Origin of the sequence: Wenjunlia vitaminophila DSM 41686 (genome assembly GCF_000380165.1) — a bacterium.
In the GTDB taxonomy this organism is placed as follows: domain Bacteria; phylum Actinomycetota; class Actinomycetes; order Streptomycetales; family Streptomycetaceae; genus Wenjunlia; species Wenjunlia vitaminophila.
The window spans coordinates 21,985-48,609 of the sequence record NZ_KB904681.1 but is presented as its reverse complement, the minus strand read 5'-3'; the positions used below and the strand labels follow the sequence as shown (position 1 = coordinate 48,609).

At 70.3% G+C, this 26,625-nt stretch carries 20 protein-coding genes; 7 read left to right on the top strand and 13 right to left on the bottom strand.

Translation table 11 applies throughout. The annotated features are described in order from the left end of the window. Window positions 1-432: 432 nt before the first annotated feature. The 3 genes from A3IG_RS0118005 to thyX form a co-directional block, all read right to left on the bottom strand. The gene (locus A3IG_RS0118005; protein ID WP_018384983.1) at window positions 433-2,118 is read right to left on the bottom strand and encodes a ribonuclease J; all 1,686 of its coding nucleotides are present in this window, start codon (window positions 2,116-2,118) and stop codon (window positions 433-435) included. Window positions 2,119-2,324: 206 nt separating this feature from the next. Further along, window positions 2,325-3,224 (bottom strand): 4-hydroxy-tetrahydrodipicolinate synthase, encoded by a 900-nt coding sequence (dapA, locus tag A3IG_RS0118000; protein ID WP_026220383.1) that lies wholly within the window; start codon window positions 3,222-3,224, stop codon window positions 2,325-2,327. A gap of 210 nt (window positions 3,225-3,434) precedes the next feature. Next, window positions 3,435-4,193 carry an FAD-dependent thymidylate synthase gene (gene thyX, locus A3IG_RS0117995; protein ID WP_018384981.1) on the bottom strand — a complete coding sequence of 253 codons (759 nt, stop codon included), beginning with the start codon at window positions 4,191-4,193 and terminating at the stop codon, window positions 3,435-3,437. A gap of 178 nt (window positions 4,194-4,371) precedes the next feature. Between thyX and A3IG_RS0117990 the strand changes: the two genes are divergently transcribed. After that, window positions 4,372-4,923 (top strand): hypothetical protein, encoded by a 552-nt coding sequence (locus tag A3IG_RS0117990; protein WP_018384980.1) that lies wholly within the window; start codon window positions 4,372-4,374, stop codon window positions 4,921-4,923. Window positions 4,924-4,936: 13 nt separating this feature from the next. Here the strand turns inward: A3IG_RS0117990 and A3IG_RS0117985 are convergent, their stop codons facing one another. The 6 genes from A3IG_RS0117985 to eccD form a co-directional block, all read right to left on the bottom strand. After that, window positions 4,937-5,401: a tetratricopeptide repeat protein gene (locus A3IG_RS0117985; protein ID WP_018384979.1), complete on the bottom strand. Its 465-nt coding sequence runs from the start codon at window positions 5,399-5,401 to the stop codon at window positions 4,937-4,939. Between the two features lie 3 nt (window positions 5,402-5,404). Next, a complete protein-coding gene (dapB, locus tag A3IG_RS0117980; protein ID WP_018384978.1) occupies window positions 5,405-6,205 on the bottom strand; it encodes a 4-hydroxy-tetrahydrodipicolinate reductase in 801 nt (266 codons plus the stop codon). A 98-nt stretch (window positions 6,206-6,303) separates the two neighbouring features. Continuing rightward, window positions 6,304-7,629, bottom strand: coding sequence for a M16 family metallopeptidase (locus A3IG_RS0117975; protein ID WP_407701031.1), 1,326 nt, complete (start codon window positions 7,627-7,629; stop codon window positions 6,304-6,306). A 143-nt stretch (window positions 7,630-7,772) separates the two neighbouring features. Continuing rightward, on the bottom strand, window positions 7,773-10,028 hold the full coding sequence (locus A3IG_RS0117970; RefSeq protein ID WP_018384976.1) for a polyribonucleotide nucleotidyltransferase: 2,256 nt from the start codon (window positions 10,026-10,028) through the stop codon (window positions 7,773-7,775). Between the two features lie 462 nt (window positions 10,029-10,490). After that, window positions 10,491-10,778, bottom strand: a complete 288-nt coding sequence (gene rpsO, locus A3IG_RS0117965; RefSeq protein WP_018384975.1) for a 30S ribosomal protein S15 — start codon at window positions 10,776-10,778, stop codon at window positions 10,491-10,493. Between the two features lie 156 nt (window positions 10,779-10,934). Beyond that, window positions 10,935-12,401: a type VII secretion integral membrane protein EccD gene (gene eccD, locus A3IG_RS0117960; protein WP_018384974.1), complete on the bottom strand. Its 1,467-nt coding sequence runs from the start codon at window positions 12,399-12,401 to the stop codon at window positions 10,935-10,937. Window positions 12,402-12,791: 390 nt separating this feature from the next. Here eccD and A3IG_RS0117955 point away from each other — a divergent pair, with 390 nt between their 5' ends. The 4 genes from A3IG_RS0117955 to A3IG_RS0117940 are packed head-to-tail and all read left to right on the top strand — an operon-like array spanning window position 12,792 to window position 20,306. Beyond that, a complete protein-coding gene (locus A3IG_RS0117955) occupies window positions 12,792-16,754 on the top strand; it encodes a type VII secretion protein EccC (RefSeq protein WP_026220382.1) in 3,963 nt (1,320 codons plus the stop codon). Window positions 16,755-16,802: 48 nt separating this feature from the next. Beyond that, window positions 16,803-17,246, top strand: coding sequence for a WXG100 family type VII secretion target (locus A3IG_RS30245; protein WP_018384972.1), 444 nt, complete (start codon window positions 16,803-16,805; stop codon window positions 17,244-17,246). A 22-nt stretch (window positions 17,247-17,268) separates the two neighbouring features. Beyond that, window positions 17,269-19,605 (top strand): DUF6571 family protein, encoded by a 2,337-nt coding sequence (locus tag A3IG_RS0117945; RefSeq protein WP_018384971.1) that lies wholly within the window; start codon window positions 17,269-17,271, stop codon window positions 19,603-19,605. Beyond that, window positions 19,605-20,306, top strand: coding sequence for a hypothetical protein (locus A3IG_RS0117940; protein ID WP_018384970.1), 702 nt, complete (start codon window positions 19,605-19,607; stop codon window positions 20,304-20,306). The genes A3IG_RS0117945 and A3IG_RS0117940 overlap by 1 nt, the downstream gene beginning before the upstream one ends. Before the next feature lie 89 nt (window positions 20,307-20,395). Here the strand turns inward: A3IG_RS0117940 and A3IG_RS0117935 are convergent, their stop codons facing one another. From A3IG_RS0117935 to eccB, 4 genes are all read right to left on the bottom strand, one after another. Continuing rightward, window positions 20,396-20,692, bottom strand: a complete 297-nt coding sequence (locus A3IG_RS0117935) for a WXG100 family type VII secretion target (RefSeq protein ID WP_018384969.1) — start codon at window positions 20,690-20,692, stop codon at window positions 20,396-20,398. 73 nt (window positions 20,693-20,765) lie between these two features. Continuing rightward, a complete protein-coding gene (locus A3IG_RS0117930; RefSeq protein WP_018384968.1) occupies window positions 20,766-21,104 on the bottom strand; it encodes a WXG100 family type VII secretion target in 339 nt (112 codons plus the stop codon). Between the two features lie 118 nt (window positions 21,105-21,222). Beyond that, window positions 21,223-22,428 carry a type VII secretion-associated serine protease mycosin gene (gene mycP / locus A3IG_RS0117925; protein ID WP_026220381.1) on the bottom strand — a complete coding sequence of 402 codons (1,206 nt, stop codon included), beginning with the start codon at window positions 22,426-22,428 and terminating at the stop codon, window positions 21,223-21,225. Between the two features lie 234 nt (window positions 22,429-22,662). After that, the gene (gene eccB, locus A3IG_RS0117920; RefSeq protein ID WP_018384966.1) at window positions 22,663-24,219 is read right to left on the bottom strand and encodes a type VII secretion protein EccB; all 1,557 of its coding nucleotides are present in this window, start codon (window positions 24,217-24,219) and stop codon (window positions 22,663-22,665) included. Window positions 24,220-24,511: 292 nt separating this feature from the next. Here eccB and eccE point away from each other — a divergent pair, with 292 nt between their 5' ends. Further along, the gene (gene eccE, locus A3IG_RS0117915) at window positions 24,512-25,801 is read left to right on the top strand and encodes a type VII secretion protein EccE (RefSeq protein ID WP_078500628.1); all 1,290 of its coding nucleotides are present in this window, start codon (window positions 24,512-24,514) and stop codon (window positions 25,799-25,801) included. Then, window positions 25,801-26,577: a hypothetical protein gene (locus A3IG_RS0117910; protein WP_104530791.1), complete on the top strand. Its 777-nt coding sequence runs from the start codon at window positions 25,801-25,803 to the stop codon at window positions 26,575-26,577. Before eccE ends, A3IG_RS0117910 begins: the two co-directional genes overlap by 1 nt. Window positions 26,578-26,625: the final 48 nt, after the last annotated feature.

The following is a 26,625-nucleotide window of genomic DNA, read 5'->3' as shown; positions in this document are numbered from 1 at the left end:
CCTCGGAGGTCACATACGCGGCAGAGCGGCGGTCCGTCACCGGGAAAAATCGGCGACCACCACCAGCGTCCCTGCATATGTTGTTTCAAAGGAACCACCCGACAGGCAGCCCCAGCCCACACCACGCGGGCCAGAACCCACCCATCCGGGGGTATCAACTAATCTGGCGTTGATTTTTGGTACGCTGTTGAGTTCTCAAGGAACGAACGCTTCCTTCAAGACCCTTTCACCGGTCTCTCCGGGCGCTTTCCGTTCGGTGATCCAGACTCTATCAGATCTCCTGAGGTCTGAATTTCCCTCCGCTTGGGGCGCACGGAACCCCGTGCACTCCCTCTGCGGTGCCGCAAACATACTGGCACGCTCACGGGGAAGCAAATCCGCCCCGGCCCGGGCTGGAACGCGGGGCCGGGGCGGATCCACTCCCGCGTCGGCTCAGACCTCCACGACCACCGGAAGGATCATGGGGCGGCGCCGGTAGGTGTCGGACACCCACTTGCCGATGGCCCGCCGCATCATCTGCTGGAGCTGGTGCGGTTCGGCGACGGCGTTCGAGGCCGCCGTGGCCAGCGCCTCCTCGATCTTCGGGATCACCGCGCCGAACGCCTCGTCGTCGATCCCGGAGCCGCGGGCCTGCACGTGCGGGCCGCCGACGACCTTTCCGGTGGTGGAGTCGACCACGACGAAGACGGAGACGATGCCCTCCTCCCCGAGGATGCGCCGATCCTTCAGCGAGGCCTCGGTGACGTCACCGACCGAGAGGCCGTCCACGTAGACGTAGCCGGCCTGGACCTTGCCGCTGATCTTGGCGACACCGTCCACCAGGTCCACCACCACTCCGTCCTCGGCGATGACGGCGCGCTCCCTGGGGACGCCGGTGAGGACGGCCAGGTCGGCGTTGGCGCGCAGGTGCCGCCACTCCCCGTGCACGGGCATGACGTTGCGCGGCCTGCAGATGTTGTACAGGTACAGCAGCTCCCCGGACGACGCGTGCCCGGAGACGTGGACCTTGGCGTTCCCCTTGTGCACCACGTTGGCGCCCCACCGGGTCAGCCCGTTGATCACGCGGTACACCGCGGTCTCGTTCCCCGGGATCAGCGAGGAGGCGAGGATCACGGTGTCGCCTTCGACGATCCTGATCTGGTGGTCGCGGTTGGCCATCCGGGACAGGGCGGCCATCGGCTCGCCCTGGGAGCCGGTACAGACCAGGACCACGTCCTCGTCCGGCAGGTCGTCCAGGGACTTGACGTCGACCACCAGACCCCCCGGCACGTGCAGGTACCCGAGGTCGCGGGCGATCCCCATGTTGCGGACCATCGACCGGCCGACCAGGGCGACCTTGCGGCCGTACTCGTGGGCGGTGTCCATGACCTGCTGGATGCGGTGCACGTGGCTGGCGAAGCTCGCCACGATGATCCGGCGCTCGGCCCGGGCGAAGACCTGCCTCAGCACCGGGGTGATGTCACGCTCGGGGGTGACGAACCCGGGCACCTCGGCGTTGGTCGAGTCGGCGAGCAGGAGGTCGATGCCCTCCTCTCCGAGCCTGGCGAACGTCCTCAGGTCGGTGATGCGGCGGTCCAGGGGGAGCTGGTCCATCTTGAAGTCACCGGTGTGCACGACCAGGCCGGCCGGGGTGCGGACGGCCACGGCCAGGGCGTCCGGGATCGAGTGGTTGACGGCGATGAACTCGCACTCGAACGGGCCGATGCGCTCCCGCTGGCCCTCGGTGACCTCCAGTGAGTAGGGGCGGATGCGGTGCTCCGCCAGCTTGGCCTCGATCAGGGCCAGGGTCAGCTTGGAGCCGATCAGGGGAATGTCCGGCTTCTCCCGGAGCAGGAAGGGCACCGCCCCGATGTGGTCCTCGTGCCCGTGGGTGAGCACGATCCCGTCAACCTCATCGAGGCGGTCCCTGATGGAGGTGAAGTCGGGAAGGATCAGATCGACCCCGGGCTGCTCTTCCTCCGGGAAGAGCACACCGCAGTCGACGATCAGCAGGCGACCGCCGTACTCGAAGACGGTCATGTTGCGCCCGATCTCTCCGAGCCCACCCAACGGGGTGATGCGCAGGCCACCCTCGGGCAGGGGCGGCGGTGGGCCGAGTTCAGGATGCGGATGACTCAAAAGACTCTCCTCACCACACGCGCCACATGCCCCGGGGTCCCCGAGTGCACGTGGCGCGCATGACCTTCGTTGCACTTGCTCTGCATGGGTGCTGTGTACGGGTTGTTGCTTTCCTTGCCCTCGCGAGCCATGACGGCGAATGAGGCGGTGCCTCCCCTGGCCGTCGGCGCGCGCACGTCTGTGGGGGTGGGAGCGACGGGGGTCTGCTAGAGCTCTACCCCGCCTGCTGCCAGATCCTTCTTGAGCTGGACGGTCTCGTCGTCGGTCAGGGCGACCAACGGAAGTCGCAGGGGGCCCGCGGGCAGGCCCAGCAGGTCGAGTGCCGCCTTGCAGGTGATGACGCCCTGGGTACGGAACACACCGGTGTAGACCGGGAGCAGACGCTGGTGGATCTCGGCCGCCTTGCTGACGTCCCCGCTGGTGAACGCGTCCACCAACAGGCGCAGCTCGGGGGTGACCACGTGGCCCACCACGGAGACGAAGCCGACCGCGCCGATGGAGAGCAGCGGCAGGTTGAGCATGTCGTCACCGGAGTACCAGGCGAGGCCCGAGCGGGCGATGACCCAACTGGCGGCCCCGAGGTCGCCCTTGGCGTCCTTGTTGGCGACGATCCGGGGGTGTTCGGCGAGCCGCACCAGGGTTTCGGTCTCGATGGGGACACCACTGCGGCCGGGGATGTCGTACAGCATGACCGGCAGGTCGGTGGCGTCGGCGACCGCGGTGAAGTGCCGGTAGAGCCCTTCTTGCGGCGGCCTGTTGTAGTAGGGCGTGACCGCGAGCAACCCGTGGGCGCCCGCGGCTTCGGCCCGGCGGGCGAGTTCGATGGTGTGGGCGGTGTCGTTGGTCCCTACTCCGGCGAGCACGAAAGCACGGTCGCCGACGGCCTCGAGGACCGCCCGGATCAGCTCCGTTTTCTCGACATCGCTGGTGGTGGGGGACTCGCCGGTGGTGCCGCTGAGGACCAGTCCGTCATTGCCGGCGTCCACCAGGTGGGCGGCGAGGCGCTGGGCGCCGTCGACGTCTACAGCGCCGTCCGCGGTGAACGGCGTGACCATCGCGGTCAGCACCCGCCCGAAGGGGGTTTGCGGTGTGGAGGTCGGAGCCATGGTTCCCACGCTACTCGCAGCAGGGCACACGGCGCCTCCCAGGGGCCGCGTGATCTTCGATCGTCGCTGGTCGGAGTGGGGGCACCGAGGCGGAGTCGGGGATTCCGGCACTGCCTGCTCGGGGGTCCAAGCAGTACCGGAATCACTGCCCACCCTAGATGAATCCCCTCAAAACGCGCAATTCGGGCATCGGTCGGGTGGGGCTGTCGATCAGGGGCCCACCCGACCGTTGGCGTTGAACGCCGCGTGGGTCAGCGGCATCAGCCCCGCCCACAGCCCTTCCATCTGCTCGCCGACCATCTCGATCTCCCGCTGGGGGAACGTGGGAACGGTGGCCCTCGGGTCCTTGGTGCGCAACGACAGGAAGCTCATCAGTGACCGTGCGTTGCAGGTCGCGTACATCGACGAGTACAGGCCCACCGGCAGGACCGATCGAGCCACCTCGCGGGCCACCCCGGCCTCCAGCATCTCCTGGTAGGCCGCGTACGAACGCTGGTAGGACTCGCGCATGGCCTCGTCGGCGAGCTTGAACTGCTCGGGGGTGCCGTCCACGAACTCGTACTTGCCGGGACGCCCGCGCTGCACCAGCTTCCGGTCCGGACCCGGCACGTAGAACACCGGCTGGAGCTCCCGGTACCTGCCGGACTCCTCGTTGTACGACCAGCCCACCCGGTGCCGCATGAACTCCCGGAAGACGAAGATCGGGGCGCTCACGAAGAAGGTCATCGAGTTGTGCTCGAACGGGGTGCCGTGCCGGTCCCGCATCAGGAAGTTGATCAGACCCTTGGAGCGCTCCGGGTCCTTGGTCAGCTCGTCCAGGGACTGCTCGCCGGCCGTGGACACCCGCGCGGCCCACAGCACGTCCCGATCGGACGCGCTGTGCTTGACCAGCTCGACGGTGACCTCACTGCGGAAGCGGGGGGTGGGCGGCTCAGTGGGGCTGGACGGTTCCTTGGGGGGCGTGGTCACCTGCGCGTTCCTCTCGCCGGACGATTCAGGGGCCGCCGACCAGACTAATGAGGCGCTCCGACAACGGAGCCGGCTGGGCCACCCTGACCAGTCCGATGTGGCTCCACCGGGGGCAGGCCGATAGCCTCACCGCCACAACCATTCAGGCGTCGCAGTGGAAAGCAGTGGTGCAGCAGCCGTGACCCTCTCCATCCTCTCCGCAGACCGCGACCAGGACGGACAGCACCAGGACAGAGCACTCCCGCACACCCCCCAGGAGGGGTGGGTCCGCCCGTACCGGCCCGGTCCCTACCGGGTGGTGGCCGCGGCCCTGATGCTGATGCTCGCCTCGTTCCTGCTGTTCGGAGCGTTGATCACCGCAATGTCCGGAGACCTGACCGGAGCGCTCGTCATCCTGGGCAGCGCGGTGGCGCTGATCGCGCTGACCCTGCGCACGCTCCGGACGGGGATCTGGGTCAGCACCCGCGGTCTGCGGCAGGTGAGGCTCTTCCGCACCACCACGCTGAGCTGGCAACGGATCGGTCACGTGCGCACGTCCCAGCAGCCGGTGCGGGTGCTGGGCCTGCCCCGCACCGTGAACGGCCAGGCGCTGGTGGTCACCCGGGCGGACGGGCGTGTCCTGCCGATGGTGCTCACCGACCACAACGTGGACTTCCTGGGACGCCCATCGGCGTTCGACCGGGCCGCGGACGCTATCGAGGACTGGGCAAACCCCGCGAGCCGGTCGTGAGTCACCCCCCGCGTCAGGTCCCGGAACGCTCGGCCTCGTGCAGGGCGATGGCCCGCTGCATGGCCTTGCGGGCCCGGGGAGTGTCCCGCGCGTCGTGGTAGGCCACGGCCAGGCGGAACCACGAGCGCCAGTCCCCCGGCGCGGCCTCCGTCTCGGCCTTGTACCGCTTGAACACCGCGTCCGCCGAGTCCCGGTCGATCCGTCCGCCAGCGGTGCGCACCAGCTCGTCAGGGGGCAGGCCGCCTTCGGCCTCCAGCTCCTCGGCGAGGCGCTGGCTGCGGCGGACGAAGCGGAACGCCTGCCACAGGAACCAGCAGCCGATCAGCGGTAGCACCAGCACCGCCACTCCGAAGGCCACGGTGACCAGCCGTCCGTCGCGGATCAGCAGCACCCCTCGACTGCCGGCGAGGACGAAGTAGAACACCAGCGCCGTCGCCATGACGACGAACGTGGTACGGCCCTTCGTGCCCTGGCTCATGGCTCACTCCACGTCCGTGCCGTGGGATCGGCCGCCGACCGGGTCGCCCGGCTGGTCGAACAGGAAGTGCTCGAGGCCGATGGTGAGCCCTGGTGCGCCGGGGACCCGGCGCACGCCGAGCAGAACGCCGGGCATGAACGAGCCGCGGTTCATCGAGTCGTGCCGAATGGTGAGGACCTCCCCCGCGTCACCGAACAGCACCTCCTGGTGGGCGACGAGGCCGCGCAGCCTGACCGCGTGCACCGGGACCCCGTCGACGTCCGCGCCGCGGGCCCCGGGCAGGGCGGTGGACGTGGCGTCGGGCTGCGCGCCGAGCCCCGCCTCCCGCCGGACCTCCGCGACGAGCTGCGCCGTGCGGACCGCGGTGCCGCTCGGGGCGTCGGCCTTGTCGGGGTGGTGCAGTTCCACGATCTCCACCGACTCGTAGAAGCGGGCCGCCTCACGGGCGAAGCGCATGGACAGGATCGCGCCGATGCCGAAGTTGGGGGCGATCAGCACACCGGTGCCCGGGGCGTCGGCGAGCCAGCCCCGCACCAGGTCGAACCGTTCGGGCGTCCAGCCGGTGGTGCCGACCACGCCGTGGATCCCGTTGCGCACGCAGAACTCGAGGTTGGTCAGCACCGACTCCGGCCCCGTCAGCTCGACGGCGACCTCGGCCCCCGCCTCGACCATGGCGGACAGGTCGTCCCCCCGACCGAGCGCGGCCACCAGCTCCAGGTCGTCCGCGGCCTCCACGGCCCTGACCGCCTCGGTGCCCATCCGGCCCCGAGCGCCAATGACACCCACGCGCAGCTTGCTGCTCAACGGTTCCTCACCTGATCGAATGCTGGGATGGCTGGGTCAGTGGTCCGCCCGCCCGACGGCCGGACGCCGCGCCGGAGGGCGGTACCCGCACGCCCCGGTCATGACACGGCCTCGTGCAGGGCGGCGGCCTGGCGGTCGTCGAACGGGCCGATGGCGGCCAGTGACGGGCGCTGGCCCAGCACCGTCGCGGCGACCTCCCTGAGCTCGTCCTGGGTGACCGCGGCGAGCCTGGTCAGCAGGTCGTCCACGGAAAGCTGTTCGCCCCAGCACAGCTCCCCCTTGCCGATCCGGCTCATCAGCGAGCCGGTGTCCTCCAGGCCCAGGACGGTGGAGCCGGCGAGCTGGCCGACCGCCCTGCGCAGCTCCTCCTCGGGCAGCCCGTGCTCGACGACCCGGTGCAGCTCGTCCCTGCAGATCTTGAGGACCTCGCCCGCCCGGTCGGGCTGGCAGCCCGCGTAGATGCCGAACAGGCCGAGGTCGGCGTAGCTGGAGGTGTACGCGTACACCGAGTAGGCCAGGCCGCGCTTCTCCCGGATCTCCTGGAAGAGCCGGGAGCTCATCCCCCCGCCGAGGGCGGTGGTCAGCAGGCTCAGCGCCCAGCGGCGCTCGTCGGTCCTGGAGACCCCCGGGAGTCCGAGGATCAGGTGGGCCTGCTCGGTGGAACGGTCCAGCAGCCCGACCCTGCCCGCGGTGTGCAGCGGGCTCTCGCCCCCGCGTGGCGGCGCGGGCGCGGTGTCCCCCGCACCGAGCGCCCCCGCGTCGTTGAACGCCTGCTCCACCCGGTGGACCACGTCGTCGTGGTCGACGTTGCCGGCGACGGCCACGACCAGGTGGTCCGGGCGGTACCGGGTGCGGTAGAAGTCGGCGATGCGGTCCCGGGTGAGTGCGTTGATCGTCTCCACGGTGCCCAGTACCGGCCGGCCCAGCGGGGCGTCACCGAACATGACCGAGGCGAACAGGTCGTGGACCTGGTCACCGGGGTCGTCCTCGGTCATCGCGATCTCCTCGAGCACCACCCCGCGTTCGGAGTCCACGTCCTCGGCGCGGATCAGCGAACCGGTGAGCATGTCGGAGACGACATCGACGGCGAGCGGCAGGTCGCTGTCCAGCACCCGGGCGTAGTAGCAGGTGTACTCCTTGGCGGTGAAGGCGTTCATCTCGCCGCCGACCGCGTCGAGCGCCGCGGAGATCTCCAGGGCGCTGCGCCGTGCCGTGCCCTTGAAGAGCAGGTGCTCCAGGTAGTGGGTGGCCCCGTTGAGCTCCGGCGTCTCGTCCCTGGAGCCGACGCCGACCCAGATGCCGAACGTGGCCGAGCGCACCGTGGGCAGGGACTCGGTCACCACGCGCAGGCCCCCCGGGAGCACGGTGCGGCGGACGGTGCCGGTGGCGTGGCGGCTGGCCACCAGGCCGCGCCCGCTGTCCAGGGGGCGGACGGCGGGTACGGGACCGGTGGCGGAGCGCGGCGTGGCACCGGTGGTCTGGTCCCCGTGTCGGGACGGGGCCCGGTGCCGCGGGACGGCCCGCCCCTCCCAGGAGGAGCGGGCCGTCCCGCGGGTGGAACCGGTGGTCACTTGGCGCTGCCGCCCTTGCCCGCGGCGGGAGCGGCGTCCGCAGGCTCGGGTGCCGCCTCCTCCTCGATCACCGGGATCAGCGAGAGCTTGCCGCGCTGGTCGATCTCGGCGATCTCGACCTGCACCTTGTGGCCGACGCTGACCACGTCCTCGACGTTCTCCACCCGCTTGCCACCGGCGAGCTTGCGGAGCTGCGAGATGTGCAGCAGACCGTCCTTGCCGGGCAGCAGCGAGACGAAGGCCCCGAAGGTGGTGGTCTTCACCACGGTGCCCAGGTACCGCTCGCCGACCTCGGGCATCTGCGGGTTGGCGATGCCGTTGATGGTGGCGCGGGCCGCCTCGGCGGACGGGCCGTCGACGGCGCCGATGTAGATGGTGCCGTCGTCCTCGATGGTGATGTCCGCGCCGGTGTCCTCCTGGATCTGGTTGATCATCTTGCCCTTGGGGCCGATGACCTCGCCGATCTTGTCCACCGGGATCTTGACGGTGATGATCCGGGGGGCGTTCGGGGACATCTCGTCCGGGGTGTCGATGGCCTCCATCATCACGTCGAGGATGTGCAGGCGGGCGTCCCTGGCCTGCTTGAGGGCCGCGGCCAGCACCGACGCGGGGATGCCGTCGAGCTTGGTGTCGAGCTGGAGGGCGGTGACGAACTCCTTGGTGCCGGCCACCTTGAAGTCCATGTCACCGAACGCGTCCTCGGCACCCAGGATGTCGGTGAGGGTCACGTAGTGCGTCTCGCCGTCGACCTCCTGGGAGATCAGGCCCATCGCGATGCCGGCGACCGGTGCCTTCAACGGCACACCGGCGTTCAGCAGGGACATGGTGGAGGCGCAGACCGAGCCCATCGACGTGGAGCCGTTGGAGCCCAGGGCCTCGGAGACCTGGCGGATGGCGTAGGGGAACTCCTCGCGGCTGGGCAGCACCGGCAGCAGCGCCCGCTCGGCCAGCGCACCGTGGCCGATCTCCCGCCGCTTGGGCGAACCCACCCGGCCGGTCTCACCGGTGGAGTAGGGCGGGAAGTTGTAGTTGTGCATGTAGCGCTTGCGGGTCTCCGGGGACAGCGTGTCGAGCAGCTGCTCCATCCGCAGCATGTTGAGGGTGGTGACACCGAGGATCTGGGTCTCGCCACGCTCGAACAGGGCCGAGCCGTGCACCCGCGGGACGACCTCGACCTCGGCCGCGAGGGTGCGGATGTCGGTGACGCCACGGCCGTCGATGCGCACCCGCTCGGTGATCACGCGCTCGCGGACCAGCTTCTTGGTCAGCGCGCGGTAGGCCGCGGAGATCTCCTTCTCCCGGCCCTCGAACTGGGGCAGCAGCTTCTCCGCGGCCAGCGCCTTGACCCGGTCCAGCTCGGTCTCCCTGGCCTGCTTGCCGGCGATGGTCAGGGCGTTCTTGAGCTCGTCGGTGACGGCGGTGCTCAGCGCCTCGTAGACGTCGTCCTGGTAGTCGAGGAAGCGCGGGAACTCGGGCAGTGCCTTCTCGCCCTGGACCTGGGCTGCCTTGGCCGCGAGGTCGCTCTGGGCCTTGCACAGCACCTTGATGAACGGCTTGGCGGCGTCCAGACCCGCGGCGACGACCTCCTCGGTCGGGGCCTCGGCGCCACCCGCCACCAGCTTGATCGTCCGCTCGGTGGCCTCGGCCTCGACCATCATGATCGCGACGTCGCCGTCGGGCAGGGTACGGCCGGCGACGACCATGTCGAACACGGCCTCGTTGAGCTCGGTGTGGGTCGGGAACGCCACCCACTGGCCGCGGATCAGGGCCACCCGGACGCCACCGATGGGCCCGGAGAAGGGCAGCCCGGCGAGCTGGGTGGAGGCCGAGGCGGCGTTGATCGCGACGACGTCGTAGAGGTGCTCCGGGTTGAGCGCCATCACGGTGGCCACGATCTGGATCTCGTTGCGCAGCCCCTTGGCGAACGACGGGCGCAGCGGTCGGTCGATCAGCCGACACGTGAGGATGGCGTCCTCGGACGGCCGTCCCTCACGACGGAAGAAGGAGCCGGGGATGCGCCCGGCGGCGTACATCCGCTCCTCGACGTCCACCGTCAGCGGGAAGAAGTCGAGCTGCTCCTTGGGGTGCTTGGAGGCGGTGGTGGCGGAGAGCACCATCGTCTCGTCGTCCAGGTAGGCCACCGCGGACCCGGCGGCCTGGCGGGCGAGGCGACCGGTCTCGAAGCGGATGGTGCGGGTGCCGAAGGAACCGTTGTCGATCACGGCTTCGGCGTAGTGGGTCTCGTTCTCCACAGGGAGTTCTCCTCTTTCTCCTCCGGCCGGTGCCTGGGCGTCGGCCGGATCCATGCGGAGCTTCCCCTTCTCGCCGGTGGTGACGCCGGCCGGGCCGGTCATCGATCGAAGCCCCCGGGACCTCGCGCACCGGTGGGTGCGGTCCGTTCCCGGCGGCCACTACCGAGGACCGGCGCCTCCTGGCGCCGACGCCGGGATGGTGGGTCGCTCCTGGTGTTCACATGTGACGTGTTTGCGGTCCAGACTACAAAGCTTCGGCGGACCGCACGACGGCAAGATCCGAGCGGGTGCTCCCGCCAGGTCCGTCTCCACCGGTACGGACCCGTGTCGCACGGGAACCGACCGGTGGCCGGGCGGGGACTGCGGGACGCTGGGGGTGTCCCGGTGTGTGCCGGGCGTCCCGTCCGGCACACACGCGAAAGGGAGCGGCCCCGGTGGGGAACCGCTCCCTGGCGCGCCGTACTACTTGGCGCCCGCGGCGCCGCGGCGGATGCCCAGTCGCTCGACCAGGGACCTGAACCGCTGGATGTCCTTCTTGGCCAGGTACTGCAGCAGACGGCGGCGCTGGCCGACCAGCAGCAGCAGACCACGACGGCTGTGGTGGTCGTGCTTGTGGGTCTTCAGGTGCTCGGTGAGGTCGCTGATGCGCCGGGTGAGCAGCGCGACCTGGACCTCGGGGGAGCCGGTGTCGCCCTCCTTGGTGGCGTACTCGGCGATGATCTGCTTCTTGGTGGCAACATCGAGGGACACTGCGGCTCCTTGGGGTTCCCGCACGCGTGAGTGCTCCTGGTCTTCTTCACAGGAATGCTTCGGTGACTCGCGCGGCGTGTGGCACGGTCCGTCGTTCGGGAGCCCCTTCGGTCACTCTGCCGAGGGAGGATCCCGAAACGGATCCCGCCCAGCCTATCAGCCGCTGGTCATGCCCCGGGCCTCGGCGTACACGTCGAGCACGGCCAGGCACAGCGGGACCAGGCTGAGGAGCACCAGCGCGTCGGCGAGGTCCAGCGCCCTCCCCCAGAACGGGGACACCCCGCGGCGGGGCACGATCAGCGCAACGGCCACCAGTACCGCGGCGCCGGCGGCGACACAGCCGGACAGCCACAGGAGGCGGATGTCCGCCGCCGAACCGGTGTCCTGCGTGATCGCCCGGACCACCTCGTACGGGGGGTTCAGCGCCAGGCCCAGCAGCAGCAGGGAGATCGTCACGATACCGGAGACCAGGAGGCACGCGACCTGGACGGTGTACCGGAACAGCCGGGCGCGCAGCAGCGCCGCGACCCCGACGGCCAGCGCCAGCAGCTCCGGCAGGGTGCTCTCGCTGAACCCGAGGACCGTGCCGCTGCCGACCACCACCGCGGAACAGCCGCCCACCAGGCCGAGCAGCAGCTCGTGACCGCGCCTGGCCTGGGCGGCGATCCGCTGAAAGTCGATCGGCTCGTCGTCGGTGCGGGGGTCGGTGCCGTGTTCCTCCTCACGGGCCAGCTCCTCGGGCGAGCGGAACCCGATCGGCAGCCGGGCGAACCGGGCCGACCAGCCGGGGAGGAACGCCACGAAGGCGATGGCGGTGACGGCGGTCACCGCGGCGGCGTCGCTGGGCCGGGAGTCCGTGACGATCGCACCGAACGTGGCGAGGGTGCCGGCGGTGGACACGAAGGCCGCCGCGACGAAGGCCGAGTCCCCCCGCGGCGTCAGCGCGATCAACAGCACCGAGGCGACCAGAACCGCGACGCAGCCGGTCAGGAACTGGAGGCGTCCGGGGCCCTCGCCGGCGTCCGGGGCGAGGACGCCGGAGCCGGCGAGCAGCAGGTGCGGCAGCGCGCCGAGGCCGAGCGCCAGCGCGGAGGCACGGTCGTCGTACACCCGGGCCCGCACCCCGGACAGGGCGACCAACACCACCCCGGTGCTCCCGGCGACGATGCCGGGCAGGCCGTGCATGTCGTGGCCCACCGGGTCGCCGTACCACAGCACCAGGCCCATCATGACCAGCAGCAGCACCCCGCCGACCAGCCCGGCGACCCGCATCAGGTCGTCGCTCCAGCGACTGCGGTCCCGGTCCACGGCGGAGGCGATGGCGTCCGCCACGTCGTCGTAGACCGCGGGGGGCAGGGAGTCGGCGAAGGGCCGCAGCGCGAGCAGCTCGCCGTCGAGCACCCGCTGCGCGGCCAGGGTCATCCCGGCGTCGAGCACGGTGCCGTCCCGGCGCACCAGGTGGAAGCCGGTGGGCTCGCCGGTGGCCTGGGTCTGCCCGGACAGACGCAGGATCTCCGGGTAGACGTCGGCGAGCGGCACGTCCTCCGGGAGCGCGACGTCGATCCGGCTGTCGGGGGCGACGACGGTGACCCGGCAGTAGCCGGTCGCTGCGGTGATGCTCACCGGTTCTGATCCCCTCGGTCACAACGGGTGGTGCTCGGCGGTGCGCCACCCTACCGCTGCGCCCACCGCCCGAGCCGGCAGTGTCCCGCGCTGACGGGCCGACAGGTCACGTTCCAGCCAGGCTCGTTGGTGGGGGGCCGCGTCCGTGAGGCGACCGGCACGGGTGCGCACACGCACAGTAGGATCGTGGTTCGCGCAGCGTCACCGGGGGGTCGGCGGGAGGGTGCGGTGGAGGTGCCGCGGAAGGTCCGCCCTCCCTGGTCTCCCGCACGGCGAGCCGGCCGGAACCACCCGGTTCGGTGATCCGGTGCGCACCCAGACACGTACGGCGGTTCCCGTCCCCCGGGCGGTGGGACGGCCACGGCGACGAGCGACAGGGCTGGTGCGAAGGTGAGCGTGGTCATCGTCAAGCGGCCGGCGCGGGCGCTGCCCCCCGCGGTTCCCAGCGAGGAGATCCACCTGGAGCCACCGCCGCAGATCCCGCGCAACCAGGACCAGGGCTGGCTGATGAACCTGCTGCCCCTGCTGGGAATGGGCGGGTCCGCGGCGTTCTTCTTCATGCCGAACTCGGCGCCGTTCATGAAGGTGATGGGCGGCATCATGATCGTCTCCACCCTGGCCATGGTCATCGCGCAGATCGTGCGGGCCCGCCAGGGCACGGCCGGCCAGATGGCGGACATCCGGCGTGACTACCTGAAGTACCTGGCCCAGGTGCGCCGGCAGGTGCGCCGCACCGCGCACCAGCAGCGCGCGGCGCAGTTCTACATCCATCCGGCGCCGGACCAGCTGTGGTCGGTGGTTGCCGAGGGCCGCAGGGTGTGGGAGCGGCGGCCCGGCGACGCGGACTTCGGTCAGGTCCGGCTCGGCCTCGGCCCCCAGCAGTTAGCCACCGCCCTGGTGGCGCCGCAGACCGCGCCGCTGGACGAGCTGGAGCCGCTGAGCGCCAACGCGATGCGCCAGTTCCTCACCGCGCACGGCACCCTGGACGGGCTGCCGCTCGCGGTCTCACTGCGGGCGTTCTACCACCTGACGATCTCGGGGGCCCCGGACACCGTCTACGGGGTGTCCCGGGCGATGCTGGCCCAGCTGGTGACCCTCCACTCGCCCGAGGACCTGGTCGTCGCGGTGGTTGCCGCGCCGGGCTCGGCGGCGGAGTGGGAGTGGGTCAAGTGGCTGCCGCACACCCAGCACCCGGAGCGGACGGACGGCGCGGGAGCGGTGCGCCTGGTCAGCGGCGACCTCGCCGAGCTCGAGGCGCTGCTCGCCACCGAGCTCGAGGGGCGCCCGCGGTTCCACCGCGAGGGCCCGCCACTGGTGGACCAGGCGCACCTGGTGGTGGTCCTGGACGGCGGGGTGGTCCCCCCGGACTCGGCGTTCGCCGCCGCTGAGGGGCTGCAGGGGGTGACCGTCCTCGAGGTGATCCCCGGCGACCTGGACGAACTGCGCGGCGGCCTCTGCGTGCAGGTGAGGCCGGACAGGCTGGAGCTGGTGTCGGGTACCGGGCGCTACACCGGCAGTCCGGACGTCCTCGGCGCGGTGCAGGCGGAGGCGCTGGCCCGGCAGTTGGCCCCGCTGCGCCTGGGCAGCGGCGCTGACCGCGACGAGCCGCTGCTGGCCAACCTCGACTTCACCGACCTCATGGCGATCGGTGACGCCGACGCGGTGGACGTCACCCGCACCTGGCGTCCGCGTTCCCTGCACGACCGACTGCGGGTGCCGATCGGCGTCGGCGAGGGCGGCGACCCGGTGGTGCTTGACCTGAAGGAGGCCGCGCAGGAGGGCATGGGCCCGCACGGCCTGTGCGTGGGGGCCACCGGCTCGGGGAAGTCGGAGCTGCTGCGCACCCTGGTGCTCGGTCTCGCGGTGACCCACTCCTCCGAGACGTTGAACTTCGTCCTGGCCGACTTCAAGGGCGGTGCGACCTTCGCCGGGATGTCGCAGCTCCCGCACGTGGCTGCGGTGATCACCAACCTCGCGGACGACCTGGCGCTGGTCGACCGGATGCGGGACGCGATCACCGGGGAACTGCAGCGCCGCCAGGAACTGCTGCGGGCGGCGGGCAACTACGCCAACATCCACGACTACGAGAAGGCACGGGCGGCCGGTGCGCCACTGGAGCCGCTGGCCACCCTGGTGATGGTGCTGGACGAGTTCAGCGAGCTGCTGACCGCCAAACCCGAGTTCATCGACATGTTCGTGCAGATCGGGCGGATCGGGCGGTCGCTCGGGGTGCACCTGCTGTTGGCGTCCCAGCGGCTCGAGGAGGGACGGCTCCGGGGGCTCGACACCTATCTGTCCTACCGGATCGGGCTGCGGACGTTCTCCGCCGCCGAGTCCAGGGCGGCGCTCGGCGTGCCCGACGCCTACCACCTGCCGTCGGTGCCCGGATCGGGATACCTCAAGGCCGGCACCGAGTCACTGGTGCGGTTCAAGGCCGCCTACGTCTCCGGGCCGTACCGGACCGGTGTGCCCGGGGAAGGCGGGCCACGCCGCTCCGTCAGCCGCCGGCCGGTGGTGTTCACCGCGGCTCCGGTGGCCCTGCCCCCGTCCCTCCCCGATCCCGACCCAGAGCCGCAGCCGCAGCCGCAGCCGCAGCCGCGTCCCGACGACGCGCTGGCCGACACCGTCCTCGACGTCATCGTCCGGCGCCTGGAGAACCAGGGCGCGCCGGCGCACCAGGTGTGGCTGCCCCCGCTGAACGAACCGCCGTCCGTTGACCAGGTGCTGCCGCCGCTGTCCGTGGCCCCGGAACGCGGACTGACCGCTCCGGAGTACCCCGGCCTCGGCAGGCTCGTGGTGCCGCTCGGCATCGTGGACAAGCCGTTCGAGCAGCGTCGTGACCTGCTGTACCGGGACTTCTCCGGGGCGGCGGGGCACGGCCTTGTGGTCGGCGGCCCGCGATCGGGGAAGTCCACCCTGCTGCGGACCCTGATCGCGGCGTTCTCGGTCACCCACACCCCGGCCGAGGTGCAGTTCTACTGCCTCGACTTCGGCGGCGGCTCGATGTTGGCCGTCGCCGGCCTGCCCCACGTCGGCGGGGTTGCCAGCCGGCTGGACGCAGAACGGGTGCGGCGCACCGTGGCCGAGGTCGCCGGGGTCCTCAACCGCCGTGAGGAGTTCTTCCGCACCGCCGGCATCGACTCCATCGCCACCTACCGGCAGCGCCGGGCCGCCGGACAACTGCCCGACGAGCCGTGGGGCGACGTGTTCCTGGTGATCGACGGCTGGGGTTCGTTCCGGCAGGACTACGAGCTGCTGGAGCCCGTCATCACCGACATCGCGACCCGTGGCCTCAACTACGGCGTGCACGTGGTGGTCTCCGCGGCACGTTACATGGAGGTCCGGCCGGCGCTGAAGGACCTGCTGCTCAACCGCCTCGAGCTGCGCCTGGGCGACACGATGGACTCCGAGGTGGACCGCAGGTTGGCGGCGAACGTGCCGGTCAACGTGCCCGGTCGTGGCCTGACACCGGACCGACTGCACTTCCTGACGGCGCTTCCGCGGATCGACGGCTCCTCGGACCCGGACGACCTGCCGGACGGCACCGCGGCGCTGGTCCGGGCGGTGGAGGAGAGCTGGGCGGGTCCGCCCGCGCCCAGGGTGCGGACGCTGCCCACGCTGTTGCGCGTCGACGCACTGCCCAAGGGTTTCGAGCAACCGGACCGGGGCGTGGCGATCGGTGTGGACGAGACCGAGCTGGCTCCGGTCTTCGTCAACTTCGAGACCGACCCGTTCTTCGTCGTCTTCGGCGACAGCGAGTCCGGCAAGACGGCGCTGCTGCGGTTGGTCGCCAAACAGATCGCCGAGCGGTACACCCGGGAGGAAGCCCTGATCGTCGTCGGTGACTACCGGCGCTCCCTGCTGGGTTCGGTACCGGAGAGCCACCTGCTGGAGTACGCGGCGACGGCCTCCTCGATGGAGGTCCACATGACCGAGCTCAACCGGCTGATCGGCCGCCGTGCGCCCGGCCCCGACGTGACGCCCGCACAGCTCCGGGCCCGTGACTGGTGGTCGGGCCCGCAGGTGTTCGTACTGGTGGACGACTACGAGCTGGTCGCGTCCGGCAGCAACCCCATGGCCCAGCTTGCCGACAACCTGCCGTTCGCCCGGGACGTGGGGCTGCGCTTCGTCATCGCGCGGAGCTCGGGAGGCGCCGGGCGGGCCATGTACGAACCGTTCCTGCAACGGGTCAGGGAACTCGGCGCCCAGGGGGTGCTGTTGTCCGGCGACCCGGCCGAGGGCGAGCTGCTGGGCTCGGCCCGCCCCCGGCCGATGCCCCCGGGCCGTGGTCTGTTCGTCTCCCGGCGCCGCGGCACACCACTGGTCCAGCTCGGTTGGCTGCCCGACCGGTGAGCGACGCCCCCCACCGATGCCGCGCAGGACAGAAGGGACAACCCGACCATGACCCCGGAGAAGGACTGGGACCGACTGCTCAACCCGTTCCGGTATGACGAGGACGGCAACCTCACCCGAGCCGCCCGGGAGCAGGACACGCGGATGCGGTTGAACAGCATCGACGGGAAACGCCCCACGGGGCCCAAGCTGCACCTGAGCCCGGCTGAACTCCGCGCCGTCGGCAGGGCGGCTGAGAAGGTCAAGTCCGACTTCGAGGAAGCCGACGACGCCGCGGAGAAGGCGACCCGCCGGATCGCCTCCGGGCTCGGCGGCTGGCGTTCGGCAGACGCGTTCGCCGAGTTCCAGGAGCGTTGGAAGGTGCAGGTCGCCCACGTCAGCCGGATGCTGAAACACAACATCGCCAGTCCGTTGAAGAACACCGCTCTCGACCACGAGGCCCACGACACCGAGCAGAGCAGCCAGTTCGGTCAACGAACCCAGGGGAACTGAAGCACAGGGGAGGCTCACCGGCATGCTCGGGTTCGACACCGTCAAGAACGCGAAGTTAGGTCCGCTCAAGGCAGCGCTCGACGACTGGAAGACACTGCCCGGAAAGTTCCACGGCATAGCGGACAGCTACCAGTCCACCGTCCTCAAACGGCTCCAGGACGTGGAGTTCGAAGGCTGGACGGCCACCGCGGCGTGGCCGCGGCTCCGACTGGTGAAGCAGGAGATCACCGCCGCGGCCGACGAGGCGGCCGACGTCCACCGACTGCTCAGCAACGCCTACCACGTGTTCCGCGGCGCCCAGAAAACGCTCCTGGACACCCTGGACGAGGTCGAGGGCTGGAACGCCGACCATCGGCGCAGCGCCGGCAGCGACGTGCTGAAGATCGACGCCACAGGCGTCGTCTCGCTGGCCATCCCGAGCAGTGACCCGCAGTACGACGAGTACTCACGGGGTTACGCCGAGGCCATCGCGGGGTGGAACGACCGGATCCGACGGGCGCTGCGCACCGCGACCGACGCCGACGACGCGCTGTACTGGGCGCTGTCGCAGGACCCCAACGGCGATGCGGACCCGGGATTCAACCCGAACGCCTACAACAGCATCGCCGGCGCCCGCAAGGGCCGCGCCGCCGTGCTCAGGGACGCCAGGAGGTTCGTCGAGCTGACCGGCGAGGGCCACCGCGTGTCCGACGAGCAACTCACCGAGCTCAACGAGCTCACGGCGACCCACCGCAACGACCCGGTGTTCGGGCAGCACGTCGCCACTGCGCTGGGATCGAAGGGAACCCTGGAGTTCTGGGCGGAACTCGCTGATCCGCAGCGGCCCGGTACCCGTCCCGACGACAGCCGGATGGCGCTGCTCGGCACCTTCCAGAGGAACCTCGGCACCGCCCTGGCAGCCGCCACACGGTACGACAGCCCGGCGATGGACACCTGGGAGAAGGAGATCGTCAGACTCGGCCCCAGGACCCTCGAGGCCGACTTCGCGGGTAAGCCCAGCTACTTCCAGGTCATGAGCAACCTCATGCGGTACGGGAAGTACGACAACGGATTCCTCAACACCTACGGTCACGCCCTGCTGGAGCACGACCAGCGTCGCACGAGCGGCTCCCACTCGGTCTGGACGAGCGGCGCCAACACCTCGTACCTGAACTTCACCGACAAGAACGACCGGGGCCGGGACCCGGTGAACGGGTTCCTGGCTGCCCTGGGGCACAACCCCGACGCAGCCGCCGAGTTCTTCAGGAAACCGAAGGACGACGACGCGCTCGACCATTTCGACTACCTGGTGGAGGAACGCAACTGGCAGCCGGACCCCGCTGAGGGTGGCAACCCCGACAAGGTCCAGGGGCACAACTATCTCGGCAGCGCCCTGGAGGCCGCGACAACGGGCCACCAGAGCGACCCCGGCCACCCCGACGCACTGCTGGACGACCACGTCGACAACCGCACGCGGGAGAACGCGGACATCATGAAGCGGGTCGTCAGCGCGTTCGGCGGGGACAACGACCTGATGCACCGGCTGCCGGGCATCGGGGACAACCTCGGCCGCATCGGCGGAGCGTGGATCGACGAGCTCAACCGGGGGCTCGACGACTACGGGGGCGCCACGCGGATCGCCGAGGGAAACGACGAGATCGATGTTCCTCCTTCTCCCTTCGCCAAGAAGTTCGGAAACGGGGTGCCGCTCTTCAGCTATGAGGACTCGGCGCAGTTCCTCTCCACTGTGGGGCAGAGCAAGGCCGGGCACGAGGCGCTGTCCGCGGCCCAGCAGATCTACACGGTGAGCGTCCTGGACGCCAAGGCCCCACCACCCGGCACACCGGGGCCGGTGTCGGACATGGACCTCACGGACTCGTTGACAGCGGTCCGCGTGGGCGCGCAGACGCACGCAATCCTCGACCACGCACGCATGGAGCAGATCACCCAGGACTACGCCGGCGACGACGAGCAGCAGAAGAAGGAACTGGGCCGGCTCGGCGAGTGGGGCAAGTGGGTGGTGGGCGCGGCGGTCGGCACGGGCGTGACCGTGTACTCCGGCGGTGCCGCCGGCGCGGTCGCCGTCCCGGTGGCAGCGGACACCGTCGGTTCCGTCTTCACCACGTTTATCGGCCAACAGATCGACGACGGGGCAAGTAAGCACGAGGCTGACAGCGGCGACACCGTCGAGACACTCCAGAGGAAGATCTTGCTAGAGGGGCATGGCGCGACTACTGCGGCGAGCATCAGTTACTGGGGTGACACGGAGTGGACCGATAAACAGAGGAAAGAGCTTCACAGCAAGTTCCTCGGAGAGATGCTCGACGGCCGTGCAGCATGGAATGACGCACCGATCAACAATCCTCATGAGGACGAGTGATGAAGCGGCGTGAGCATGAAAGTGTTAAGGGCATCCGCATCTTGGTGACACTTCTCACCATGCTCGCCGTTCTGGTCGCGAGCGCGTGCTCAGATGGCGACACCGAGGACAGACTGTCCGCGCGAGAGGTGTGTGATGGCACACTCAGCCCCCCCGCGTCGGCAGCCCTGGAACGACTCGCGGAGGATGAAGGGTTCCATGAGTCCACACCACGCACATTGAACGGAGTCGTTCGTGAGTTGTCCAGGCTGTGGAAACGGAACAATCCCCGCCAGTACGCCGAGTACGCCACGCTTTGCCTACTCGAGGATACCGACAGCATCTATCCGGCGCTTGTCATCGAGTTCCGCTGGTCCGATGTCGATCCTCGCAAAATGTCGCCGGAACGAGGCTTGAAACCCGAACTCACATATTATCGGATCGGGGTTCGCGCAGAGTCGTCACGCCGCTACGGCGCCCGTCTCGAGTTCGCGTGCGAGGGTCCGAAACAGCCGGAAACAGGCGCGAAATGGATCGAAGCCCATCTCACCGTCGCATACCGCCACGCCGACCCCGAGGCGCAGGCCAAGGACCAGATGCTCATCCTCCACTCCGTGTCCCGCCGGCTGGCCGCCGCACTGAAGTGCTCCGACGCCAACCTCCCGGCCAGTCCCGACCTCCGCCCCATTTCCGTCGAGGAAGTACTCAAAGACGTCCGTTGAGACGGCACTACCCGGATGAACGGCTGGGGCGGTCAGCAAGGAGCGGGTGCCCCCCGTGAGGGAAGCACCCGCTCCCGCGGGTGGACCAATCAGTACCCGCCGTCGAAGTACGTCGAGGTCTTTCGGTCGGTCGCCGCGTAACTGCCACTGGCGTTCTGGACCCGGGTGGCGACGTCGTTGAGTACCTGCTGCATGTGCTCGGCCCGCCGGTTCCACTCGTTCTGCGTGGCCTGGAAAGCCTGGAAGGTGTCGCCCTCCCAGGTGTTGGCGACCCTCCTCACCTTGCTCAGCAGGTCGTCGAGCTGTCGGCGCAGGTCACTCGCGGCGGCACGGATGTCGGCAGCCGCCGTGTCCAGGGACGCGTAGGTGACTTTGAGTTCGGACATGACTCCCCCTCGGTGAAGAAGTTCGAACGGTGCCGGTGAGCAGCGCGTCGAACGCACGCCCCCACCGGCGCCCTCACAGTCCGGCGATTCCGCTGCCGGAGGCGCTGCCGTTGATGTCGATGGAACGCAGGCTCTGCAACACGTCGGACTCGTTCGCCTGGCTGCTCAGGTTGGTGTCGTGAACGGCCTGCTTGATACCGTCCAGAATCCGGCGGAGCGCGTCGTGGTCGTCGTTGAGCTGCATTTGCTGGCTACGAAAGGTGTTGGCCGCGATGCCGCGCCAATCCGCTTCGAGCTGGGTGATGACATTAGCGAGTTTCTGAAGCTGGTTGGTCATCGAGACGCTGACACTGTCGATCTCGTTTTCCAGCGTCCGCAGTTCGTCGTATGTGACCTTCTGGGTTCCTGCCATGGTCCACCCCCTGGAGTCCGCGGCACGCCGTTTCCGGTGCGCCTCGTTCTGCTTACTCTAGTCATCGGGGACCCCATACCCAACTCACCGTTGACCGCGATAATTGGCCGAAAACAGCTCACTGTTTTCTTCTGCGCCAGTCCCGCAGCGCCACGCTGCCCCCCACCAGGAGGGCAACTCCGGCTCCGCCCGCGGCAACGGTGTAGACGGCGATCCGTTCCTTGCGTTCCTGGGGGGTCTCCCCGAGGGTCAGCGGTCGCGGGACCACCTCGTGCGAGCTCTTGACCAGGCCGGTGTCGGGCACCGGCTCCGGGAGGGGCCGGTCGTCTTCGGTGAGGGCCTTGACCGGATCCACCACACCCCAGCCCACGAACCGGTCGTGCCCCAGCGCGGTGCGCTGGGCGGTCTGCTGGATCTGCGCGATGACCTCGTTGTTCTTCCAGTCGGGGTGCTTGGCCCTGAGCAGGGCGGCGACCCCGGCCACATAGGGGGCGGAGAAGCTGGTGCCGTTGTCCACGCAGTGACCGCCGAGCGGCACGGTGGAGACCATGTCCACGCCGGGCGCGGTCACGCCGACGAACTCACCGGCCTGGGAGAAGGTGGCCCGCTCGTTGTTGCGGTCCGAGGCACCCACCGCAAGGACACCGGGCAGCGCGGCCGGGTACGTGTTCCGCGCCTTCCCGTCGGCCCCGTCGTTCCCCGCGGAGGCCACCACCACGACGTCCTTCTGGACCGCGTACTGCACGGCCTGTGCCAGCACGGAGTCGTTGCGCAGCGGTTTGGTGGTGTCCTGGGAGATGTTGATGACGCCGGCGCCCTCGTCCACGGCGTGTCGGATGGCTGTCGCCATGTTGGACGCGGTGCCGTTGCGCTGACCGTCGTTCTGCCTGATCGGCATGATCGTGGCCTCCGGGGCGAGCCCCACGAAGCCGGTGCCCTCGGCCTCCCTGGCGGCGATGATGCCGGCGACCTTGGTGCCGTGGCCGACCAGGTCGTTGGTGCCGTCGCCCTTCTTCTCGATGAGGTCCAGTCCGTGGTCGGGGTCAACGGCGTCGCGCAGTTGGTCGTTGCTGTCGTCCACACCGGTGTCGATGACCGCCACGGTGACACCGCGGCCCCTGGTGTCCTGCCAGAGCTGGTCGAGCAGCACCCGCTGCAGTGCCCACGGAGTCCCCCTTATGGGTTTGGCCGGAAACGTGCACTGCTCGTTGCCGGTCGTCCGGGTGCCCGCACCGTTGGGTGATCCCGCACCGGCGGCGGCATCAGGGGCGGCCGAACCCGCTGCCAGCACCAGGGCGGCTGCCGCGCCCGTGCTCGCGAGCACATGGCCGACCCGACCGCTTACGACGTGGGTTCCCAAGTGGACTCGTTTCCCTCCCCGGTACCCGGCAGGCCAACCGGCCGGCCGACGGCACCCGCGCCGGCTGCCCCCGGTGGCACCCTAGCCACCCGTGTCTGACCGCCCAAAGCCGAGCGTCCCAACGGTTACCTGGCCATGACGTTCCCGGCCAGGCGGGCTCGGTCCCCGGCGGTCCGGGGGTTGAACCAGGCCGCACCGTCAGGACCCCTGCGGCTGGGCGGCGCTGCGGGTGTTCAGGGCCGGTCCTTTGGACAGGAACTCCGACCAGTTCAACGGAACCCGCGGCAAGGGGTCAACCTTGTCGTAGCCCAGTCGGATCTGCGCCGCACGTTCGCCCGCCTGCTGCTCGTCGCGGTCGCCGGTGACTGGTCGTTCCGCCTCGCTGTCGTCGTTGTTCGACACCGAGTAGCGCAGGCCGGTGTCGGTGACCAGGTAGAGGGGACCACTCTTCGGGTCGCCGGTGACCTCGCGGTACAGGAGCCCGGTGCCGGGCGTGACGTAGGCGCTGGTGGCGCCCTCCACGATCGTGGTGGGGTAGTCGGTGCCCGCCCACACACTGAGGCCGGGGCGCCCCTTGCTGTTCACCGAGCCCCGGTACACGCTGCATGCGACGGTGCGCCTGCCGTCCCTTGACTCCTCGGTGTTGACCGGGTCCGGGATCTCCTCCGGCCAGTCCATGCCGCCGGGGAACGGGGTGCGGTCCGGATGGATCGACGCCAGCGCCACCTCGCGCGCCCGGGGTGCGGCGCCGTCGTAGGCGTCCAGCGTGCGCTCGTCCTTCAGCAGCAGGTTGGCGGTGAAGTCGGAGACGAGCTCCACCCGGTCGCGCAGCACCGCGTAGTACTGCACCCGTCCCCCGGGCGACGCCTTCAACACCATGCCGACCGTGTTGTGGTCCTCGTCCAGCCCCTGCGCTGTCGACGTCTCGCCCAGGCCCGGGACCTGCGGGAAGAAGATGGCGCCGCCGTCGTTGAGCGAGTCCAGCCACGCCTCGGTCACCTGCTGCGGACGGGCCTCCTCGCCGAACAGGGCGCGGCGCAGCAGGTCCATGGTCTCCCCGGGTTGGGACCTCCAGTGCTCGCCCCCGAGCAGGAACCTGGTGCCGTCGGGGTCCACCAGGTAGGTGGCGCCGTCCGGACCCGTCACGTAGAGCGCCTGGGCTCCGCTGAGCCGCCGCTCACCCTCGACCTTGGAGGAGTCCTTGCCGCCGAGGACGAACACCGCGGTGTCGGTCGCCCGGTCCCTCCCCGCGACCGGGCGCACGCAGGCCGCCCACTTCTTGGTGCTGCCGGCGTCGTCCGCCTTGGGCAAGCGGTCCGGAGCGTAGGGGATGCCGATGGTCGCTCCGTGCGGCAGTTTGTCGATCTCGGACTCCTTGACCTTGATGACTTTGCCCTTGCCCTGGTCGAGGAGGAGTTTGGCGGAGGCGAAGTTGAGCACCGGGTGCAGTTGCTTGGGCAGTTTCTTGCCGTTCTCGTCCCGGTCCTCGAGGACGACGTAGCGGGTGGTGGACTCGCTGCCCACGATGATGTACTCGCCGGGCGTGTCCCAGCCCTTGGGGGCGGCGGGGCGGATGATGCCCCAGGCTCCGAACCCGGCCAGCACCAGGGCTCCCACCACGACACTCGGCAACACCGCCCGCAGCGGGCGGGGGGCTCCCTCTTCCGAGCCCGAGGGGGTCGGTTGGAGGAACGCCGCAACGGTGCGCCGCCTGGCGAACGTGTAGGCGTTGAGCTTGTCCTTGCGCGAAGCCATGGATGCCGTCTCCCGTGGTCGGTCGGGCTCGGGGCGTGGGCACTCACCATGCCGCCCGCCGTCGGGCGGCCGTCAGGGGCCGCGGACCCGGGTACCGGACGGGCCGGTGGGCCTGACGAAGATCAACGAGCTTACCGGGCAACCGAGTTGTCCACAGGGCGTTGTCGTGGGATCACGCACGACTTGGTGGTTGTCCACAGGCGGTCGGTGTCGGCTGTCGCGGCGGGGCGCGGTGACGGTACGGTTCGGAGACGTTACAGCAAGTTCATCGCAGCCGAGGGGGCGGACCGGCATGGGCAGCGCTACCAGGGCACGGCGGGCGACCGCGCCGCGGTCGGGCGGGCATCCCCCCGCGCGGCGTCCACGCCCGTCCGCGGTGCCCCGACCGCATCCCCGGCCGGGCACCCTGGGTCCGTTGCGGCTCCAGCAGGTGGTGCTGGTCGAGGTGGCTGCCGCGCTGGTGCTGGTGGGCATGGCGGGGGGCTCCGTGGTGCTGGTGCCACTCGCCGCGGTCGCCGCGGTGCTGGTGGTCCTGGCCGTGGTGAGCAGGCACCGCCGGCCGCTGCCTGAGTGGTTGGGCACGGTCCTGGCGCTGCGGTCCCGCCGCCGGGCCGCCGCCGCGGAGCCGCCGCCGGTGGGGGTCGACCCCGGTCTGGCGCCGGCCGTCGAGTGCGACCCGGCGCTGCGCACCTACACCTACATCGACCGTGACCACCGTTCGGTGGGCATGGTCGGCGACGGCACGTTCCTCACCGTGGTGCTGCTCGTGCAGGGCAGGGACGCCCCGCTCCGGCCGCTGCGGGGTCAGCGCCCGCTCCCCCTGGAGGTGCTGCACGACGCCCTGGAGGTGGACGACATCGTGCTGGCGTCGGTCCAGGTGGTGCAGCACACCCAGCCAGCGCCGGCCACGCACCTGCCGGAGCAGTCGGTCGCCGCCCGTTCCTACACGCCGCTGCAGGCACAGACCGGCACCCCCGGGCTGCGGCTGACCTGGGTCGCCCTGAAGCTGGACCCTGAGCTGTGTCCGGAGGCGGTGAAGGCACGGGGCGGGGGCCTGGGCGGGGTCCAGCGGGCAGTCCTCAGGGCAGCCGACCAACTGGCGAGCCGGCTCGTCGCGGCCGGGTTCACGGCCACGGTGCTGGACGAGCCGGAGCTGGTCTCGGCCCTCTCCACCTCGGCCTGCGCCAATCCCCGGGCCAGCACCCACCGCGGGGACCAGCAGACGTCCCGCCGCACCGTGGAGACGTCACGGACCTGGCGCTGTGATGACCGCTGGCACACCACCTACTGGATAGGCCGCTGGCCGCAGCTCCCCGCCGGCCGCAGTCCCGACCTGGTGAACCTCTTGACCTCCGTCCCCACCCTGGCCAGCACATTCAGCCTGATCGCGACCAGGGGCACGGGGCACTCACCCGCGCTCACCGGCTACGTCCGGCTCACCGCCCGAAGCGACACCGAACTGGTCACCGCGCGACGGCAGTTGGAGCGGCACGCCAACGGGGTGCGGGTCGGCCTGGTGCGGCTGGACCGCGAGCAGCTCCCGGGCCTGTTGGCCACCCTGCCGTTGGGAGGAACCCGCTGATGGCTGTCCCCACCGTCCCCCCCGCGGTACGCCGTCCTGCCCCTTCTCCCGGGGGCCCGGGCGACCGTCCGCGTCGGGCGAGACGGGGTTTCGGACTCCTCGGGCCGCGGCGGAACCGGCACGTGGTGCCGGCTGACCAGACGTCAGGGATCGCCCTCCCGGTGAGCGACGACGGCGTGGTCATCGGCATCGACCGCCACGAGCAGCCGGCGGTGCTGGGCCTCTTCCGCCCCGAGCAGTTCGACGTGCTGCTGGTCGGCGGGTTGTGGACGGCGCAGGTGTTCGCGTTGCGGGCCGTGGCGACGGGCGCGCGGGTGGCGGTGGAGACCGGACGCGGCCCGGTGTGGCAGCCCATGGCGCAGGCGGCCGGCGGCGGCATGCAGTGCGTGTCGGTGCACGCGGTGGGTCAGGTGGCCCCGCAGGGCCCCTCGGTGTCCAATCCGGTGCTGGTCGTGCGGGACTGTGGGGCCCGCCCACCGCGGAGTCGGCTGGCCGCCGGGCCCTGGCAGTCGGTGCTGACGGTCCTGCCCTACCTGGGTCCGACGGCGCCCCGACTGATCGCCTCCGCCGCGTTGGTCGGTGTGCAGCGGGTGTCCCCGCAGGAGGCCGCCGTGGTCGGCGATCTGCTGCGGCTGCCGCAAGCAGAGGTGCGGACGCTGTCAACGCTCGGTGACAATGTCACCCTGTGGTGCACCAGACGCGACCGGCAACTCGTCATGACCCAGCCGACGGAGGCGGAGACGGCGCTCTTGGGGGCGCCACGGCGGGTGGACTGACACCACCGTTACGCACCCGTTGTCTGGGCGCGGTGTGCTGGGCGCGAG